Genomic DNA, 16,603 nt, shown 5'->3' on the forward strand with positions numbered 1-16,603 from the left:
ATGATGACAGTGACGTCATCATTTTTTTGTGGAAACGTAATTTCATCAGGTCAAAAAATCAGCTATGATGAATGGGGCAAAAATTGAAGCGAGGGAATTGGATGAAGAAGATGAAAGTAAGCGAGTTGCGGGCCGAGCTCAAGCAATTCGACCAAAACGAGTTGATTGAGCTCATCGTCGGGTTGTATAAACAACACGCAGACGTGAAGACGACGTTGAACCGTTATTTCAGCGAAGGCTTCGAAGCTGAAGAGATGCTTCGGCTCATCAAAGAGATTGTCCGACTAGGGGACAAGGGAACGAATCGTTTTTTGATGAACTTTAATATGTTGCGTGAAGGGGCGGCCATCGTCAAAGAAGCAGAACGCTTCACGGATCCGGTGCTCACGGAACGGGTGCGCATCTTCTATCTCACTTATTTTGGCGGATATGTCGCGGAAGTTGGACAGCTGCTCGAAACGCAGGCTCCTCGCGAACTCGAGGTGTTCTTTACGCAGTTTGAAAAGATTATGCGGTGCGTTCAGGAAAACCCCGGATTGCTGTTGCCACTCGAAGGCGAAGTGGGGGAGATGCTCGAGGAGTTTCCGATTGAACGGAAGAAAGAAACGATTGCCTTTTGGAATCGTCAAAAAGAATTGGCGAAACAACAATATTGATTTATAGAACTTGAGGGAATATCATGCGAAATCATTGGTACGATAATATTAAAGGCGTGCTCGTCTTGCTCGTCGTCTTCGGTCACTTGCTGACCGATGTGCGCGGCGCTTATGACGACATCTTGCCGAAATGGGTCTATTTGTTCTTATACACGTTCCACATGCCGTTATTCATCATGTTGAGCGGTTACTTCTTCTGGGAGAACCGCTATTTGCGCGTCATCCAGTTGTTCGTCGTCTACATCATCTGGCAGGTCATTCTCGGTTCCTGGTTCGCCTTCACCGAGGGCATCCCGCTCTTGTCGCTCGAGAACCCGGGGCTGAACATCTTGACGCCGTATTGGGCGCTTTGGTATTTGATGGCGATCATCGTTTGGTACGTCATCACCCCATACGTGACCCAGTTGAAAGGATACGTGCTGTACGCGCTCCTCTTCGCGCTCTTATTCGGCTTCCAGGCCGAGTCGACCGGTTTTTTCGCGCTCCGGAAAGTCATCATGTTCTATCCGTTCTTCTTGATCGGGAACTGGATGAGCGAACGGAACACGATGAACTTCTTCGAGTTGCCGAAGCGGGCCGAGCAACGGAACCGGTATCGAATGGGTGGCTTCGCCGTCTTCACGACGCTCACGCTCGGGCTGCTCGCCTCGATGAGTTTTCAAAGCGAGAGCGCGTTCTATCATATCGGCAACTTGTTCAAGTTCCGGTTCGCCTATGAGACGGCGGTGCCGGAGGCCATCTGGAGCGGGCCGTTCGCCTTCTTGATCGTCTACACGGTGTCGATCCTCATGGCGATCAGTTTTGCGCTCATCATTCCGGGTCGCGAGCTGCCGGTCATCACCCGGGCCGGGAAATATAGTCTCTACATTTATTTGGTGCACGTCTTCCTCGTCGTCGCCTGGAAGGCGTTCGTGCCGGCCGGTTTCATGCCGACGTCGTGGCTCCAGTTGCTCGTCTTGTTCGGCGTCGCCTTCTTGATCGTCCTGGTGATTATCAGCCCGCCGGTCGTCAAGCTATTGAAGCCGCTCGTCGAGATCGACGTCCGCCGGGTCCAAGATGTGAAGGACGCAAAACCGTAAACCCTTTTCTAAATGGCGTTTTTCCGCTACACTTTATAAAGGGAAGCGAAACTAGAGTTAAGGAAGTGACACCATGCCATACGAAAATGGAATGCATAGCACAGAAGGAGACGTCAACGTCTCACGTCACGTCGTCGAAATGATTGCCGCTGTCGCGGTCAAAGAGACGAAATATGTGTCGTTCACGCAAGAAGATACGAAATTGTCGGAGCGCGCGCTCATGAAGCACGTCAAAGTCGACGAGTCGTCAGAAGGCGTCACGATCAACTTGTCGCTCTACATCGCCTACGGTCAGTCGATCGTTAAGACAGTGACGGCCGTGCAGGAACGCATCACGCAAGACATGGACACGATGCTCGCGATGACACCGCTCTCGGTGAACGTGAAAGTCGTCGGCATCCAGTTATGAGCAGTGGGAGAGGCGCATGCTTCTCCTACTTTTTTATTTTTTTGCGAAAGCGGTTGCATGATGATGGCTTTTTCATTTATAATAGAAATCGAACAAGTGCAACCGTTTGCATCAATGACCAATCGTGCAACGGGTACTTGTCAAGTTCCCTTAATGTAGTCTGACGACAGAAACATTAGAAGGAAAGGCGGAAAGCATGTATGTCGACGATTGAAGCAGTCATTTTTGATTTGGACGGTGTCATCACTGACACTGCGGAGTACCATTACCTCGCTTGGAAACAACTTGGAGAAGAGCTCGATATTCCGTTTGACCGTGAGTTCAATGAGACGCTGAAAGGCGTGAGTCGGACGGACTCGCTCGAGCGCATCCTCGCGCTCGGTGGGAGACAGGACGATTTCACACCGGATGAGAAAGCGGAACTCGCACAGAAGAAGAACGAGCATTACGTTGAACTCATTCAGCACATCTCTTCAGCCGATTTGTTGCCGGGCATCATTTCATTCCTCGATGAAATCAAAGAGGCTGGTCTCAAAATCGGAATGGCATCGGCTTCTAAAAACGCATTCGCGGTTGTAGACGCACTTGGTGTCCGTCATTACTTCGATCACATTGTCGATGCAGCAACTGTCGCCGAATCGAAACCACATCCCGAAGTGTTTTTGAAGGCTGCCTCTGCCCTTGGCGTGAAACCCGAACATGCCATCGGCGTTGAAGACGCAGCCGCAGGCGTAACTGCAATCAAAGCGGCAAACATGTTTGCTGTCGCCGTCGGGGAAGAATCGATGCTTGGTCATGCAGACCTCATCGTCGCTTCGACCGACGAACTCTCGCTCGCACGCATCCTCGAACGCGTCGGCGAGTAAAGACTACGATCATCTTCCGTGAGATGACGACTGCCCCGAACAGTCGTCATCTTTTTTGTTGGTCCAAAAGGCCTAAAATAGATAGGAATGCCTAAAAGTAGATGACAAGTACATTACAAAACCGTTACACTTTTATGTGGGACAAGTAATAACTGGCAATAATTGATGAATTTGGGTAATGGGGAACATCAATTAGGTGTAGAGGAGGATTTGTGTATGGAATCTACGGGCGTCAATGAAAATATTTATCGGGAACTGATGGAAATCGAAGAGTCGTATCGTCAGTTGCAGCGTCGGGCGGAGTACTTGATTTCGGAGTTAAACCGGAACAAGCGCGAAGAGGAATCACTCCTCGATCCGGCGAAACGAATGCGTCCACGTCGCGTCAATCAACGCTATCCGCTCGAGGTCTACGTCCATCAGGTAACAGACCTGTTGAAGGAGCGGAAGACGATGAGCGTGCGAGACATCCAGATGGAGCTCGAATTGCGCTACCGACATCATATTAGTAATATTTACCAATTGATGGTGAAAATCGAATCGGTCAATCCTGATATCAAAAAGATTGGCCGCGGCTTGTATACATACGAGGCAACGGATGAAGTGGCGACACATCCGGCCCACGCCTGAACGTGACCCGACGAGACGACCTCGTCGGGTTTTTTGGTTGTAACATTTCTGATACGTCTCGCCTCACGGGAAATATGCTATAATTCGCCAGAGTCTATTTTTTTATGAGAGAGGAACGTTGGCCCATGTTATGGATTGCCATGTTGGTCAGTTTTGTGATGGCCATCTTGATCACGCCGCTCGTTCGCCGATTTGCTTTTCTGATCGGAGCGGTCGATCACCCGAACGCCCGAAAAGTACATTTACGGACGATGCCACGGATCGGCGGCCTCGCCATCTTCATCGCTTTTTTCATCGGCTACGCCCTGTTGCTGCCGACGAGTCGATATAACGATGCCATCTTAATCGGGGCGGTCGTCATCCTCTTGACGGGTCTCATTGATGACCGGTTCCAGTTGACGGCCCGCGTCAAGCTGATGGGACAGATGATCGCGACGGTCATCGTCTTGAATGCAGGCATGCGCATCGAATTGATTAACCTTCCGTTCGACCAGCAGCTTTATCTCGGGTCGTGGAGCATCCCGGTGACGGTGCTTTGGTTGATCGGGATCACGAACGCGATCAATTTGATCGACGGTCTCGACGGTCTCGCCGCAGGCGTCTCGAGCATCGCCCTCGGAACGATCGCCTTGCTCGCCATCATCCAAGGCAACGTCTATTTGACGATGATGGCGTTGTTGCTCCTCGCGAGCACGCTCGGTTTTCTCGTCCATAACTTCTATCCGGCGAAGATCTTCATGGGGGACACGGGGGCGCTCTTCCTCGGCTATATGCTCGCCGTGTTCTCCTTGATCGGGTTCAAGAACGTAACGCTGTTCTCGCTCGTCGTGCCGGTGCTCTTGCTCGGACTGCCAATCTCGGACACGATCTTCGCGATCGTCCGCCGGCTCGTCCAAGGGCGTCCGCCGATGTCGCCCGATAAGTCGCACATGCATCACCAGTTGATTGACATGGGCTTCACGACGCGGCAGGCCGTTCTGCTCATGTACGGGATGACGTTCTTCTTCGGTATCGCCTCGATTCTGTTCGCGAAGACGACGATGCTCGGAGCGATCATCACGTTCGTCATCGTGCTCATCGTCATCGAGCTGATCGTCGAATCGACCGAATTGATTCACCCGAACTATAAGCCGATCATCCAGACGTCTAGGCGTCTGCTCGGCCGGCCGAAGACATGATCAGACATATAAAAACGACCGGGGACGCGTGTCCTCGGTCGTTTTTTGGTCGTCAGTACGTCGTCGTCTCGCTGAACCCCTCTTCGGTGTCCATCAAGCCATTATCCGTCTCCGTCTCGGAGTCCTCCGCCGTCACCGGCAGGCCGAGCTCGGTCTTCAAGAGCGATCGTTTCTCGCTCAAATCGGCCGGGTCGAGCTCGTAATAGTAGACGCCACCGATCGTCAAATCGCCGCCTGCGAGCGTCTCCTGGTTGAACGAGCGGAGCGACTTCGTATACGGCTGCAACTGTGACGCCTCAGCGAGCGACATGTTCGTTCGGATGTTATCGCCGACCGCATTCATGATCCGGTTGAGCTTCGTGAACGAATTGATCGTCGTCGCCTCGTTGATGATGGCCTCGAGTACTTGCTGTTGACGTTTCGCGCGCCCGACGTCACCCTCGGGATCGTCTTTGCGCATGCGCGCGTAGGCGAGCGCTTCTTTGCCGTTTAACGTCTGGACGCCTGGTTCAAGTTCGACGTTACCGGTCGCCCGGCCCGAGATTGGGACGAGCACATCGACCTCGACACCGCCGACCGCATCGACGAGATCCTCGATGCCGTCAAAGTTGATTGTCGCGTAGTAGTCGATGGGGATGTCGAACAGCTTCTCGACCGTCGCGATCGTCGTGTCGATACCGCCGTAGGCATACGCATGGTTGATCTTGTCCTTGAACTCGCTGCCATCCGTGACGATATCGACGTATGAGTCACGCGGGATGCTGACGAGTGTCACTTGGCGCGATTCCTTGTTGAACGTCGCCACCATGAGCGAGTCGGTCCGTCCTTCTTCGAGCGAGGCGCCGCCATCGACGCCGGCGAGCAAGACGGAGAAGTGATCTTTCGTCAGGTCGACCGTCTCTTCGCGACGGTCCGACTTGTCGCCGCGTGTCAGCTCGCTGTTCGTGTTCTCCGCCGTCTCGTTCGCCTTGAAGACGAAGTAGCCGAAGGCCGACCCGCCGATTAATAGGACGAGGCCGAGCACGAGCAGGACGATCTTCCACACGGGACGTTTCTTGCGGGAGTCTTGTTCCATGTCGTCTCCTCATTTCATTCGTTTCCTTTAGTATACGTGACCTACCGCACAAAATCACGTTCGATGATGCGCTGGTCCTGGGTCTCGAGTCCCCCTTGACCGTTCGTCAAATCGACGAGCCAGGCCATCGCGGCCTCGGTCTCTTCGACCGGTACCGAAATGTGGAACGTGACGGTGTCGGCGTAAACGATGTCATCGAGGAGGTACGATGATTGTCGCAATTCGTTCTCGACCTTGCCGATCCAACCGTAGTCGACGGTGAGCGTCAACCGTTGCATCGGGATGCGTTCGACGATGCCGACCGCGTCGAGCCCTTCGCTCACCGTGCCGCCGTAAGCGCGAATCAATCCGCCGCCACCGAGCTTGATGCCGCCGAAGTAACGGGTGACGACGACGACCGTATCTTTCAACTCGCGTTTCCGGAGCACCTCGAGCATCGGCAGCCCGGCCGTCCCGCTCGGTTCACCGTCATCGTTCGCTTTTTGGAACTCGTTGCGCGCGCCGATGATATAGGCCGAGCAGTTATGGTTGGCGCTCCAATGGGCCTTTTTGATAGCTTGGATGAACGCCTGCGCCTCTTCCTCGGACGTGACCCGTTTGAAGTGGGCGATAAATTTTGATTTTTGAATGACGACCTCGTATTCTCCGTCTTGTTTTATAGTATAATTTTGTTCAGCAGACATTTCTGAAAATTCTCCTTTCTATTTTTGAATATTTTTTTTAGAATTCAAGTAGGCGTCAACGCCTGATGCGGCGAATGGGAAGGAGAGCCTCCATTTTTTACTGTAAACGAACGTTCCGCAGTCGATAATAGGAATAGATGAAGACTTACTACCGAATTATTAGGGGATGGCATCGTGAATCATATTACCGATCGTACAGCTTTAGAACATATCATAACAAATATGATTGATACGGTGACGGAAAGTAAAGAGGAGATTGTCCGGATTACCGAGAGTTCGGCCAACGAGTATTCGTTGATTCAAAACGAACTGAAAGAGTTGACGCAAAAGATCGAGTTTTATATCGAGGAGTCGGAACGGCTCGACCTGCTCGTGAAAGCGGCGAAGAACAAACTCGTCCAAGTGAGCAAGAAGTTTCATATACATAGCGAGCAAGAGATCCGGGAGGCGTACGAACGCGCCAACCAAATGCAGCTCGAGCGCTTTCTCATCCAAAAAGAAGAGATGGCCGGCCAACAGCGTCGCAACGACCTCGAACGCCGCCTGCTCGTCCTCGAGGACACGATCGAACGGGCCGACAAACTCGTCAGTCGCGTCTCCGTCGTGCTGAACTTCCTTCGGGACGACCTGCAGCAAGAGTACTCCGACATGATGAAGAAGCAAGAGATGGCGATCAGCGTCTTCGAGGCGGCCGAACGTGAGCGGCGCCACCTCGCCCGTGAGATGCACGACGGACCGGCGCAATCGCTTGCTCACATCTTGATTCGGGCCGATTTGATCGAGAAGACGTTCGACAAGCGCGGGAAAGACGAGGCGTTCGCCGAACTGCACGAGCTCAAACGCCTCATCCGCGGTGCGCTCGTCGACGTCCGGCGACTCATCTATGACTTGCGTCCGATGTCGCTTGACGACCTCGGCTTCTTGCCGACGCTCGAACGGTACCTCCATCAGACGGAGGAGTATACGACCATCAAGACGCGGCTCAACTACCGGGGGTCTCGGGCCCGGTTGCCCGAGAAACTGGAGATCAACGTGTTCCGACTCGTCCAAGAGGCCGTCCAAAATGCAATCAAACACTCGAAGACGGCGGAGATCATCGTCAATGTCGAGCAAGCGCACGACGCGATACATATTCATGTACGAGACCATGGGGTCGGATTCGTACCGAGCACGATTGGCGAAGAGTCGTTCGGGATCGTGGGGATGCGGGAGCGGATCGAGCTGGTGAACGGAAGCATGACCATTGATTCGGAAGTCGGCAAAGGGACGGTCGTCCGCATGTCGATTCCAATCACGTAAGACAAGAACAAGGGGGAGTATCCAGATGGAACAATTACAAACACGCATCGCAATCGTGGATGACCATGAACTGTTTCGAGAAGGCTTGAAACGGATCTTTGATTTAGAGGACGAATTCACGGTCGTCGCCGAAGGGCGGACCGGTACCGAGGCGATTCGCATCGCCGCCGACCATAAGCCGGAGATCTTGATTCTCGACATCAACATGCCTGAACTGAACGGGATCGAGGCGACGAAACAGTTGTCGGTGCTGTCACCGGAGACACGCGTCCTCATCCTGTCGATCCATGACGATGAGTCATACATCACGCACGCGCTCGAAGCGGGCGCATCGGGCTTCTTGCTCAAGGAAGTCGCCTCGACCGAGCTCATCTCGGCCGTGCGTTCGGTCGCGAAGGACGGGGCTTACCTGCATCCGAAAGTGACGACGAACGTCTTGAAAGAATACCGTCGTCTGCTCCAATTCAAAGGCGAACAGGCCGGCCGTAACGTCGAGAACCGGACCGATGACCCGGTCTACCAATTGTTGTCGCGCCGTGAAGTCGAAGTGTTGCACTTGCTCGCCGAAGGTCGTTCGAACCGCGACATCAGCGACATGCTGTTCATCAGCGAGAAGACGGTCAAGAACCACGTCTCGTCGGTGCTCCGCAAGATGGAAGTGAACGACCGCACACAAGCCGTCGTCGACGCCATCCGCCGCGGATGGGTCGAGATTTGACCTCGACCGATGCAATACATCGTTTTTATGCTACAATATGGAATGGAATCCACATTCAATTGGAAAACGAAACGATGTAAAGTGAGGATATAATAGCATGGGAAACATAGCCATTTTGACCGACAGTACCGCCTATTTGCCGGCCGAATTTTGTGAGCGCCACGACGTCCACGTCGCCCCGCTCAGTGTGATCTTTGACGGGGAGTCGTTCCGCGAAGCCGTCGACATCACGACCGAGGCTTTTTATGACCGGATCGAGGCAGGGAACTTGCCGACGACATCCCAGCCGAGCATCGGGGAGACGATCGAATTGATTGAACGTCTCCCGGACGAGGTGACGGACGTCGTCGCCATCACGCTCTCGAGCGGGATCAGCGGTACGTACCAGTCGATGATCGCCTTGAACGACATGGTCGACGTCAACGTCCACGCGTTCGACTCGGAAATCTCATGTATGCCTCAAGCGTTCCTCGTCGAAGAGGCAATCCATTTGCGTGACGCCGGCGCGTCGGCGCAGGAAATCATGGCTCACCTTGAAAAGATGCGCGAGTTGATTCGTGCGTACTTCGTCGTCGATGACCTCGACCACCTCCAACGAGGCGGGCGGCTCAGCGCGGCGCAGGCGCTTGTCGGATCGTTCCTTCAAATCAAGCCGGTGCTTCACTTCCAAGACCGGTTGATCGTGCCGTTCGAAAAAATTCGGACGTACAAGAAGGCGGTCCGCCGCATCGAAGAGATGATGGAACAGTCGATCAAGGGCGACGGTGCAGGCTACTGTATCGGGATCATCCACGCCAACTGCCCGGACCGTCAGGCCGAGGAGATCGCATCGATGAAACAGAAGTTCCCACAGGCCCATGTCACGGGCGGTCATTTCGGACCGGTCATCGGGACACACCTTGGACCTGGTGCGATCGGCATCACGTGGTATCGCCGCGAGTGGTAAACAAAAGACGGCCATCTGGTCGTCTTTTTCGATAGAGAGGAGTGAGTCTGTGGCCAAATATCGTCAAATCTATGAGCGCCTCGCCGAGCGGATGAAGACTGGGGAGTACGCAGCGGAATCGAAGTTGCCGTCCGAGACCGAGCTGATGCACGAGTATGAGGCGAGCCGAGGCACGGTCCGGAAAGCGCTCGACCTGCTCCAAGAGCACGGTTACGTCCGGAAGCATCACGGGAAAGGTGTGTTCGTGCTGCGACGCGACCAAATCGAGTTCCAGTTCAACGGCATCGTCAGTTTCTCGGAAGTGTACGCCAGCATGCTCGGCCGCTCGATCCAGACGTCGGTCGCCTCGTTCGAGGACATCGAGGCACCGGCTTGGCTCGCCGAGCGAATGAATTTGCAGCCGGGGACACGGATGTACCGAATCGAACGGGTCCGAAACTTCGACGGGGAGAATGTCATCCTGGACGTGAACTATTTCGTCAAAGACCTCGTGCCCGGCCTGACAGAAGAAATCGCCGCGCAATCGATTTACGCCTATGTCGAGCACGAGCTCGGGATGCAAATCAGTTACGCCAAGCGGAAGATTGCGGCCGAGGACGTGACCGAGCTCGACCGGCTGCGACTCGACCTCCACGATTACGAGTACGTCATCGTCATCACGAACGACACGTTCCTGTATGAAGGAAGACAGTTCGAATATACGGAATCCCGCCACCGGCTCGATAAGTTCCAGTTCAGCGACGTGGCGCGCCGCTAATGCCCCTTCTTCGGAAGGGGTCTTTTTTCGTTTTGAATCGGGACAAGAGGGAACAAAAATAGTGAACGCCTGTCACGAATTTGTCACTCTTAACTCATATAGATAAGTTGTTGACAGAACTCGTCTATATAAGTTACACTTTGTTTGTACTCATAAGTAACCGTTTTCAAAAAACGCTTTCAAACAAAGGAGGCCAACAAATATGAAGGCAGATTATCGTCAAATCGCCGCGGATATCCTTGAAGCCATCGGGGGCAAGGATAACGTCGACAAAGCGGCGCACTGTGTCACGCGACTCCGTCTTTCGTTGAAGGACCAGTCGCTCGTCAACGAAGCAAAAGTAAAAGAAGCCGATCTCGTCAAAGGCGCATTCGAGAACTCGGGTGTGTATCAAGTCGTCATCGGAGCCGGTGACGTCGAACGCGTCTACGCCGAATTCATCAAACTCGCCGGGCTCGAAGCGGCGACGGTCGCCGAGGTCAAATCGGCCGGCGGTAAGAAGATGAACCCGCTCCAAAAACTCGTCAAAGTGTTCTCGGACGTGTTCATGCCAATCATCCCGGCCATCATCGTCGCCGGTCTGTTGATGGGGATCAACAACTTGCTCGCGTCAGAAGGACTGTTCGTCGAGGGGGCGACGCTGATCGAGGCGTACCCGAACCTGCAAGGACTTTGGGATCTCATCAATATGATGGCGAACACGGCGTTCGTCTTCCTCCCGGCGCTCGTCGGTTGGTCGGCGACGAAACGGTTCGGCGGCAGCGAAGTGCTCGGGATCGTCATGGGTCTCTTGCTCGTCCACCCGGACCTCTTGAACGCCTGGGGTTATGGGCAGGCGGCGCTTGAAGGCGACGTCCCGACGTTCAACATCCTTGGCTTGTTTGAAATCGAGAAAGTCGGCTATCAAGGTCAGATTCTTCCGATTTTGGCAGCGGCCTTCATTTTGAGCCATATCGAGATGTTCTTGAAAAAGCATGTCCCGAACGCGATTCAATTGCTCGTCGTACCGATCACGACCATCGTCGTCACCGGTTTCCTCGCGCTCGCGATCGTCGGACCGGTCACACGTGGAATCGGGAACGTCATCGCGACGAGCCTCGTCAACGTGTTCGAAGTCGTACCGGTCGTCGGTGCGCTCTTGTTCGGACTGTTCTACGCACCGCTCGTCGTCACGGGGATGCACCACTTGTTCATCGCAATCGACCTTCAGCTCATCGCGGAAACGGGCGGTACGTTCATCTGGCCGATGCTCGCCTTGTCGAACATCGCTCAAGGCTCGGCTGCACTTGCCATGTTCTTCGTCTATAAGCACAATGCAAAACAAAAGAGTATGGCGTCGACATCAGCCATCTCGGCTTACTTCGGGATCACCGAGCCGGCCATGTTCGGGGTGAACTTGCCGAACAAGTTCCCGTTCTACTCGGCGATGATCGGGTCGGCGATTGCCGCTATCTTCATCACCTTGAACGACGTCCAAGCAATCGGGATCGGGGTCGGAGGTCTACCAGGCTTCCTTTCCATCTTCACCGATAAAATCTTGCTCTTCATCGTCGGGATGATTATCGCGATCGTCGTCCCGTTCGTCTTGACGTTCGTCTTGTCGAAACGTTACATGAAAAAAGGCGAAATCGAAGAAAACAAAGTCGCATAAGAAGATGACTGACAAGGGGAGGGACGGAGGTTCTTCCCCTTTTCCTGTACAAATGAAAACTCTTACAAAAGGAGACTACACTTATGACACCATCAAACTGGCGCAAATCCGTCGTCTATCAAATCTATCCGAAAAGCTTCTATAGCCCGGAAGGCAATGCCACCGGCTCCATCAAAGGGGTGACGGCGAAGCTCGATTATTTGGCCGAGCTTGGCATCGAATATATCTGGATGACGCCGGTGTACAAGTCGCCGCAAAACGATAACGGCTACGACGTCAGCGACTATTACGCGATCGACCCTTCGTACGGGACGATGGACGACCTCGATGAGCTCGTCCGTGAGGCCGAGGCGCGTGGTATCGGGCTCATGATGGACATCGTCGTCAACCACTCGTCGACCGAGCATGAGTGGTTCCAGAAGTCGCTCGCCGGCGACGAGCGCTACCGCGACTATTACATCTGGCGCGACGAGCCGACGAACTGGGAGTCGAAGTTCGGCGGCAACGCCTGGAAGTATGACGAGAAGAGCGGCCAATATTACCTCCACTTGTTCGACGTGACCCAGGCCGACTTGAACTGGGAGAACGAGCAGATGCGCGAGGACGTCTATGAGATGATGCGCTTCTGGCGTGACAAGGGCATCAAAGGGTTCCGCCTCGACGTCATCAACTTGATCTCGAAGCAGCAAGAGTTTCCGGAAGACGACTCGGACGGCCGCAAGTTCTACACAGACGGTCCGCGCATCCATGAGTACTTGAAAGAGATGAACCGCGAAGTGTTCGACGGCCACGATGTCATCACGGTCGGCGAGATGTCGTCGACGACGCTCGACCATTGCGTCCGTTACTCGAGCCCGGACGAGCGCGAGCTCAGCATGACGTTCAGCTTCCATCACTTGAAAGTCGACTATCCGAACGGCGAGAAGTTCGTCGCTGCCCCGTTCGATTTCATCCAATTGAAAGACATCATGTCGACGTGGCAGGAAGGGATGCACGGCAAGGGATGGAACGCCATCTTCTGGTGCAACCACGACCAACCGCGCGTCGTCAGCCGCTTCGGCAACGACACCGACCACCGTGTCGAGAGCGCGAAGATGCTCGCGACAGTGCTCCATGGTCTTCAAGGGACGCCATATATTTATCAGGGCGAGGAAATCGGGATGACGAACCCGGGCTTCGACTCGCTCGACGAGTATCGTGACATCGAGACGCTCAACGCCTATAACTTGAAGCGCGAACAGGGCGTGTCCCATGAGGACATGATGGCCGCCATCAAACAGAAGTCGCGGGACAACTCGCGGACGCCGATGCAGTGGGACGCGACGCCGCACGCCGGCTTCACGAGCGGGACGCCGTGGATCAACGTGGCGCCGAACTATACGGACGTCAACGTCGAGACGGCGCTCGACGACCCGAACTCGGTGTTCTACCACTACAAGAACTTGATCTCGCTCCGGAAAGAGTTCGACGTGTTGACGGACGGGGACTACACGCTCCTCACACCGGACGCGCTCGACGTCTGGGCATACACGCGGAAGACGGCAGACGAGGAAGTGCTCGTCGTCGCCAACTTCTACGGGCCCGAGACGACGTATGAGATCCCGGCAGGTTTCACGCAGGCCGAGGTCGTCAGCCATAACTATGACGTGCCCCAGCTCGACGGGACGACGTTGTCGCTCCGGGCGTACGAGGCGATCATGTTCTACAAACAACATTGAGTGTCAGGAGGCGTTCCATGCGGGCGCCTCCTTTTAGTTGCCGAATGAGGGACTCTCAAAATGGGGATCGTTCCAATAGAGGTGTCCCTCGAGCCTGTCGAGGAACATGTGGATAGGATTTACTCTACATCAACGTCTAAGGTGGGTGAGATAAAAGGTTCCTCCGGGTCGTTGGAGGAACCTTTTTAGTCGTTCAAACGTTGCTTTAGGCGTGCTAAAAGATGAGGGGAGTCGAGGTCGCTATATCGAATTCCTTCCGCATAACGTTCGATGCCATCTACCGTGATTTGCAGCGTGATGGCATGGAAGGGAACACTGTTCTCGTCAGCGACACGTTTCACGTCACGCAGTAAACCCATCACTTCTTCAAAGGTATAGGATTGATCTTCCGCATGAAGGAAGAGGAGACCGTAGCGCGCCCCATAAAACTCGACGTCGACGGGTTGATCGATTTGCAAGTCATTCGTATCAATCGCCAGCTCCACCTCGTCGCTCCACGTTGAACTAGGGAGCTCAACCATGAAATCGATGCGGTCTGAAAAGCTTGGTGCGATGAACTGTTGAACAGCAGCGTTATAAGCGTCACTGATCCGTTGGTGTGTGTTTTCCTTTGACACGACATCTTCTTCATAGCTGTCATCGACGACTTTTCCGCTTCGGGTGATTCGTATCACGAACTCGGTATCGGTGCTTGTACGAGAAGTCATCGTCACATAATATTTTGGGTCGTATAGCGATAAGTACATGACATCCGCTACGTGAAGCGACAAGTCCGGATACGTGACGTGAACATACTCCTCTGCTGCTTCGATTGCGCGTTGCTCAGCTTTGTCGCTCCCGTCAAAGACATACCAGCACCACCATCCGAAGCAGAAGACCCCGAGCATACCTAAACCGGTCAAGATGTTGTGGATGGGTCGTTTGAACATGATTTTCTCCTCATTTCCAATAAATGGTCTATTTTCAGTATAGTCAATCGTTTCAACTTTCACCTCGGTCTACAGCATGATATGAGTGGACATCCCATCGTTATCCGTCGTTGTTCCATCGACGAACAGGACATGTGGATGTGATGGTAATATGCTAGCGTCAATAGAAAAAGGACTGATCTTATGGGCCAACTGATCGTGTCATCAAACGGAACTCCTGCCATCCGCTTCGGCGTCTGCCAGCGCTGTCTAAGTGCGGACACGCGTTCATTCACATGCCACCACGGTGCGTGCCGCTATTGCCGGAATTGCCTCCATCTCGGTCGTGTCTGTCAATGTGACCGTCTTCAGGAAGAAGATGTCACGACACCGGTCGAATCGACGGAACTCGTCATGCCGTTCGAACTGTCGGCCAATCAAAGACGTGTGAGCCGCCAACTGCTCGATTGGTGGGAAGCACGGACGAGCGGACTCGTTTACGCCGTCTGCGGTGCCGGGAAGACAGAGATGACGTTCCCCGTCATCGCGCGCGTCGTGAATGACGGGAAGCGTGTCCTCATCGTCTCCCCGCGGCGTGACGTCGCCATCGAATGGGCCGACCGGCTCGAGACGGCCTTCTCCGTCCCGATCACGCGGCGCTATGGGGGTGGGGATAAGGACACGATTGGGATGATCACGGTCGCGACAGCGCCGTTGCTCTTGAATTTACGACATGTGTTCGATTACGTCCTCGTCGATGAGTCTGATGCTTTCCCGTTCGCCTTCGACCTAGCACTCTGGTGGATGCTCCGCCGAGCCGGAAAAGGTCTATTTCTGTTCGTGACGGCGACACCGACCGTCTGGCAACGTCAGTTCCCGACCGTGCATCTGTCGCGCCGCTACCATGGCCATGACCTGCCCGTGCCACGGCTCGTCCGTGAGACGGAGCAGGCCATCCTCGACTTCTGTCGGCGATACGATGGGTCCCCACGTTTGTTGTTCGTCCCGACGAAGCCGGACCTCATCCGCTATGGCGAACTGCTTGAAGTGTACGGATTCGTATACAAGGCCGTCTCGGCCGACACGGGCGAGCGGACGGACGTGCTCGAATGGCTGCAGGCGAAGAGCGGAATCGTGCTCGCGACGTCGATTTGGGAGCGGGGCATGACCGTGACCGGGGTCCACGTCGCCATCCTCGACAGCAGTCACGCCTTGTTCTCGTCCCGCGCCCTCATCCAGATGGCGGGTCGGGCCGGACGGAAACCTGACGCACCGACCGGGGACGTCGTCTTCTTCTATCACGAGCGCACGTTCCGGCAAGACCGGGCCATCCGCGAAATCGAGGAGGCAAACCGGCGATGAACTGTCTCGTCTGTCGGAAACCGTTCGCCGTCCCGTGGAGCCCGGCGACATTATTAAAATATGACTGGGTCTGCCCGGACTGTGACGCCATGTTCACGCCGCTTGAACCGGGTTGTCCGCGCTGTGGGCATCCGACCGAGGATGGGGCGACGTGTGACGACTGCGTCCGTTGGCTCGGTCTCGGGCTCGACTTGACCGTCCGCTCGCTCTTCGCCTATGACGAGGCGGGCGCAAATTGGCTCCATCGCTATAAATTCGGCGGTGATGTCGCCTTGGCGAATCAGATGCGCTCGGTACTCCGGAAGACGCGGGAACCAGGTGCCGTCTATGTGCCAATCCCGCTCAGCGAGGAGCGGTTGCGGACGCGGCGTTTTAATCAGGCGGAGGTGCTCGCCCAGATGATCGGGCCGACGAAACAGGTGCTCGTAAAAACCGAGGTTTCAAGTCAGCGTGAACTTGGGAAAGAAGAAAGGCGGCACCGTACGAATCCGTTCACTGTACAGCAGTTGCCGCGCTGTGGCAAAATTGTCCTCGTCGACGACGTCTACACGACCGGGACGACGCTCCATCAGGCGGCGCTCACCTTGCGTCAGGCCGGGGTAGAACAAGTTTCTGCCGTTTGCCTGTTCCGGACGCTAAACAAATCAAAAATGCGTCCGATATAAAGG

General features: G+C 54.6%; 17 protein-coding genes. 14 read left to right on the forward strand and 3 right to left on the reverse strand.

The features are described 5' to 3' along the window. Positions 1-101 precede the first annotated feature (101 nt). The 6 genes from NMQ00_RS04420 to NMQ00_RS04445 all read left to right on the forward strand — a co-directional run bounded on the left by NMQ00_RS04420 (position 102) and on the right by NMQ00_RS04445 (position 4,818). On the forward strand, positions 102-656 hold the full coding sequence (locus NMQ00_RS04420) for a hypothetical protein (protein WP_255178108.1): 555 nt from the start codon (positions 102-104) through the stop codon (positions 654-656). A gap of 23 nt (positions 657-679) precedes the next feature. After that, a complete protein-coding gene (locus NMQ00_RS04425; protein WP_255178109.1) occupies positions 680-1,735 on the forward strand; it encodes an acyltransferase family protein in 1,056 nt (351 codons plus the stop codon). A 91-nt stretch (positions 1,736-1,826) separates the two neighbouring features. Further along, positions 1,827-2,144: an Asp23/Gls24 family envelope stress response protein gene (locus NMQ00_RS04430; protein ID WP_255178110.1), complete on the forward strand. Its 318-nt coding sequence runs from the start codon at positions 1,827-1,829 to the stop codon at positions 2,142-2,144. A 200-nt stretch (positions 2,145-2,344) separates the two neighbouring features. Beyond that, positions 2,345-3,010 carry a beta-phosphoglucomutase gene (pgmB, locus tag NMQ00_RS04435; RefSeq protein WP_255178111.1) on the forward strand — a complete coding sequence of 222 codons (666 nt, stop codon included), beginning with the start codon at positions 2,345-2,347 and terminating at the stop codon, positions 3,008-3,010. A 216-nt stretch (positions 3,011-3,226) separates the two neighbouring features. Then, positions 3,227-3,640 carry a Rok-like winged helix domain-containing protein gene (locus NMQ00_RS04440; protein WP_255178112.1) on the forward strand — a complete coding sequence of 138 codons (414 nt, stop codon included), beginning with the start codon at positions 3,227-3,229 and terminating at the stop codon, positions 3,638-3,640. Positions 3,641-3,765: 125 nt separating this feature from the next. Beyond that, positions 3,766-4,818 (forward strand): glycosyltransferase family 4 protein, encoded by a 1,053-nt coding sequence (locus NMQ00_RS04445; RefSeq protein ID WP_255178113.1) that lies wholly within the window; start codon positions 3,766-3,768, stop codon positions 4,816-4,818. Between the two features lie 52 nt (positions 4,819-4,870). Here NMQ00_RS04445 and NMQ00_RS04450 read toward each other — a convergent pair whose 3' ends face one another. Then, positions 4,871-5,893, reverse strand: coding sequence for an LCP family protein (locus tag NMQ00_RS04450; RefSeq protein ID WP_255178114.1), 1,023 nt, complete (start codon positions 5,891-5,893; stop codon positions 4,871-4,873). Positions 5,894-5,934: 41 nt separating this feature from the next. Then, on the reverse strand, positions 5,935-6,576 hold the full coding sequence (locus tag NMQ00_RS04455) for a YigZ family protein (RefSeq protein WP_255178115.1): 642 nt from the start codon (positions 6,574-6,576) through the stop codon (positions 5,935-5,937). 174 nt (positions 6,577-6,750) lie between these two features. Between NMQ00_RS04455 and NMQ00_RS04460 the strand changes: the two genes are divergently transcribed. From NMQ00_RS04460 to treC, 6 genes are all read left to right on the forward strand, one after another. Beyond that, the gene (locus NMQ00_RS04460; RefSeq protein WP_200881489.1) at positions 6,751-7,875 is read left to right on the forward strand and encodes a sensor histidine kinase; all 1,125 of its coding nucleotides are present in this window, start codon (positions 6,751-6,753) and stop codon (positions 7,873-7,875) included. A 25-nt stretch (positions 7,876-7,900) separates the two neighbouring features. Beyond that, positions 7,901-8,593 (forward strand): response regulator transcription factor, encoded by a 693-nt coding sequence (locus tag NMQ00_RS04465; protein WP_034778646.1) that lies wholly within the window; start codon positions 7,901-7,903, stop codon positions 8,591-8,593. A 97-nt stretch (positions 8,594-8,690) separates the two neighbouring features. Then, positions 8,691-9,539, forward strand: coding sequence for a DegV family protein (locus tag NMQ00_RS04470; protein WP_255178116.1), 849 nt, complete (start codon positions 8,691-8,693; stop codon positions 9,537-9,539). Positions 9,540-9,630: 91 nt separating this feature from the next. After that, on the forward strand, positions 9,631-10,296 hold the full coding sequence (gene treR, locus NMQ00_RS04475; RefSeq protein WP_255178678.1) for a trehalose operon repressor: 666 nt from the start codon (positions 9,631-9,633) through the stop codon (positions 10,294-10,296). A gap of 202 nt (positions 10,297-10,498) precedes the next feature. Beyond that, positions 10,499-11,947 (forward strand): PTS system trehalose-specific EIIBC component, encoded by a 1,449-nt coding sequence (gene treP / locus NMQ00_RS04480; protein ID WP_255178117.1) that lies wholly within the window; start codon positions 10,499-10,501, stop codon positions 11,945-11,947. 83 nt (positions 11,948-12,030) lie between these two features. Next, positions 12,031-13,665 (forward strand): alpha,alpha-phosphotrehalase, encoded by a 1,635-nt coding sequence (treC, locus tag NMQ00_RS04485; protein ID WP_255178118.1) that lies wholly within the window; start codon positions 12,031-12,033, stop codon positions 13,663-13,665. A 185-nt stretch (positions 13,666-13,850) separates the two neighbouring features. Here the strand turns inward: treC and NMQ00_RS04490 are convergent, their stop codons facing one another. Beyond that, positions 13,851-14,594 (reverse strand): hypothetical protein, encoded by a 744-nt coding sequence (locus tag NMQ00_RS04490; protein WP_255178119.1) that lies wholly within the window; start codon positions 14,592-14,594, stop codon positions 13,851-13,853. A 183-nt stretch (positions 14,595-14,777) separates the two neighbouring features. On the opposite strand from NMQ00_RS04490, the gene NMQ00_RS04495 reads away from it, so the two are divergent. Both NMQ00_RS04495 and NMQ00_RS04500 read left to right on the forward strand, forming a co-directional pair. After that, complete coding sequence (locus tag NMQ00_RS04495) at positions 14,778-15,935, forward strand: helicase-related protein (protein ID WP_255178120.1); 1,158 nt, start codon at positions 14,778-14,780, stop codon at positions 15,933-15,935. Continuing rightward, entirely contained in the window at positions 15,932-16,600 is a 669-nt protein-coding gene (locus NMQ00_RS04500) for a ComFC family protein (protein ID WP_255178121.1), read from the forward strand. Before NMQ00_RS04495 ends, NMQ00_RS04500 begins: the two co-directional genes overlap by 4 nt. Positions 16,601-16,603 lie beyond the last annotated feature (3 nt).

Origin of the sequence: Exiguobacterium aurantiacum (genome assembly GCF_024362205.1) — a bacterium.
Taxonomy (GTDB): Bacteria; Bacillota; Bacilli; order Exiguobacteriales; family Exiguobacteriaceae; genus Exiguobacterium; species Exiguobacterium aurantiacum_B.

Coding starts and splice junctions, on each gene's coding strand:
- NMQ00_RS04420 (WP_255178108.1), top strand. CDS start 102: ATGAAGAAGATGAAAGTAAGCGAGTTGCGGGCCGAGCTCAAGCAATTC.
- NMQ00_RS04425 (WP_255178109.1), top strand. CDS start 680: ATGCGAAATCATTGGTACGATAATATTAAAGGCGTGCTCGTCTTGCTC.
- NMQ00_RS04430 (WP_255178110.1), top strand. CDS start 1,827: ATGCATAGCACAGAAGGAGACGTCAACGTCTCACGTCACGTCGTCGAA.
- pgmB (WP_255178111.1), top strand. CDS start 2,345: ATGTCGACGATTGAAGCAGTCATTTTTGATTTGGACGGTGTCATCACT.
- NMQ00_RS04440 (WP_255178112.1), top strand. CDS start 3,227: ATGGAATCTACGGGCGTCAATGAAAATATTTATCGGGAACTGATGGAA.
- NMQ00_RS04445 (WP_255178113.1), top strand. CDS start 3,766: ATGTTATGGATTGCCATGTTGGTCAGTTTTGTGATGGCCATCTTGATC.
- NMQ00_RS04450 (WP_255178114.1), bottom strand. CDS start 5,893: ATGGAACAAGACTCCCGCAAGAAACGTCCCGTGTGGAAGATCGTCCTG.
- NMQ00_RS04455 (WP_255178115.1), bottom strand. CDS start 6,576: ATGTCTGCTGAACAAAATTATACTATAAAACAAGACGGAGAATACGAG.
- NMQ00_RS04465 (WP_034778646.1), top strand. CDS start 7,901: ATGGAACAATTACAAACACGCATCGCAATCGTGGATGACCATGAACTG.
- NMQ00_RS04470 (WP_255178116.1), top strand. CDS start 8,691: ATGGGAAACATAGCCATTTTGACCGACAGTACCGCCTATTTGCCGGCC.
- treR (WP_255178678.1), top strand. CDS start 9,631: ATGAAGACTGGGGAGTACGCAGCGGAATCGAAGTTGCCGTCCGAGACC.
- treP (WP_255178117.1), top strand. CDS start 10,499: ATGAAGGCAGATTATCGTCAAATCGCCGCGGATATCCTTGAAGCCATC.
- treC (WP_255178118.1), top strand. CDS start 12,031: ATGACACCATCAAACTGGCGCAAATCCGTCGTCTATCAAATCTATCCG.
- NMQ00_RS04490 (WP_255178119.1), bottom strand. CDS start 14,594: ATGTTCAAACGACCCATCCACAACATCTTGACCGGTTTAGGTATGCTC.
- NMQ00_RS04495 (WP_255178120.1), top strand. CDS start 14,778: ATGGGCCAACTGATCGTGTCATCAAACGGAACTCCTGCCATCCGCTTC.
- NMQ00_RS04500 (WP_255178121.1), top strand. CDS start 15,932: ATGAACTGTCTCGTCTGTCGGAAACCGTTCGCCGTCCCGTGGAGCCCG.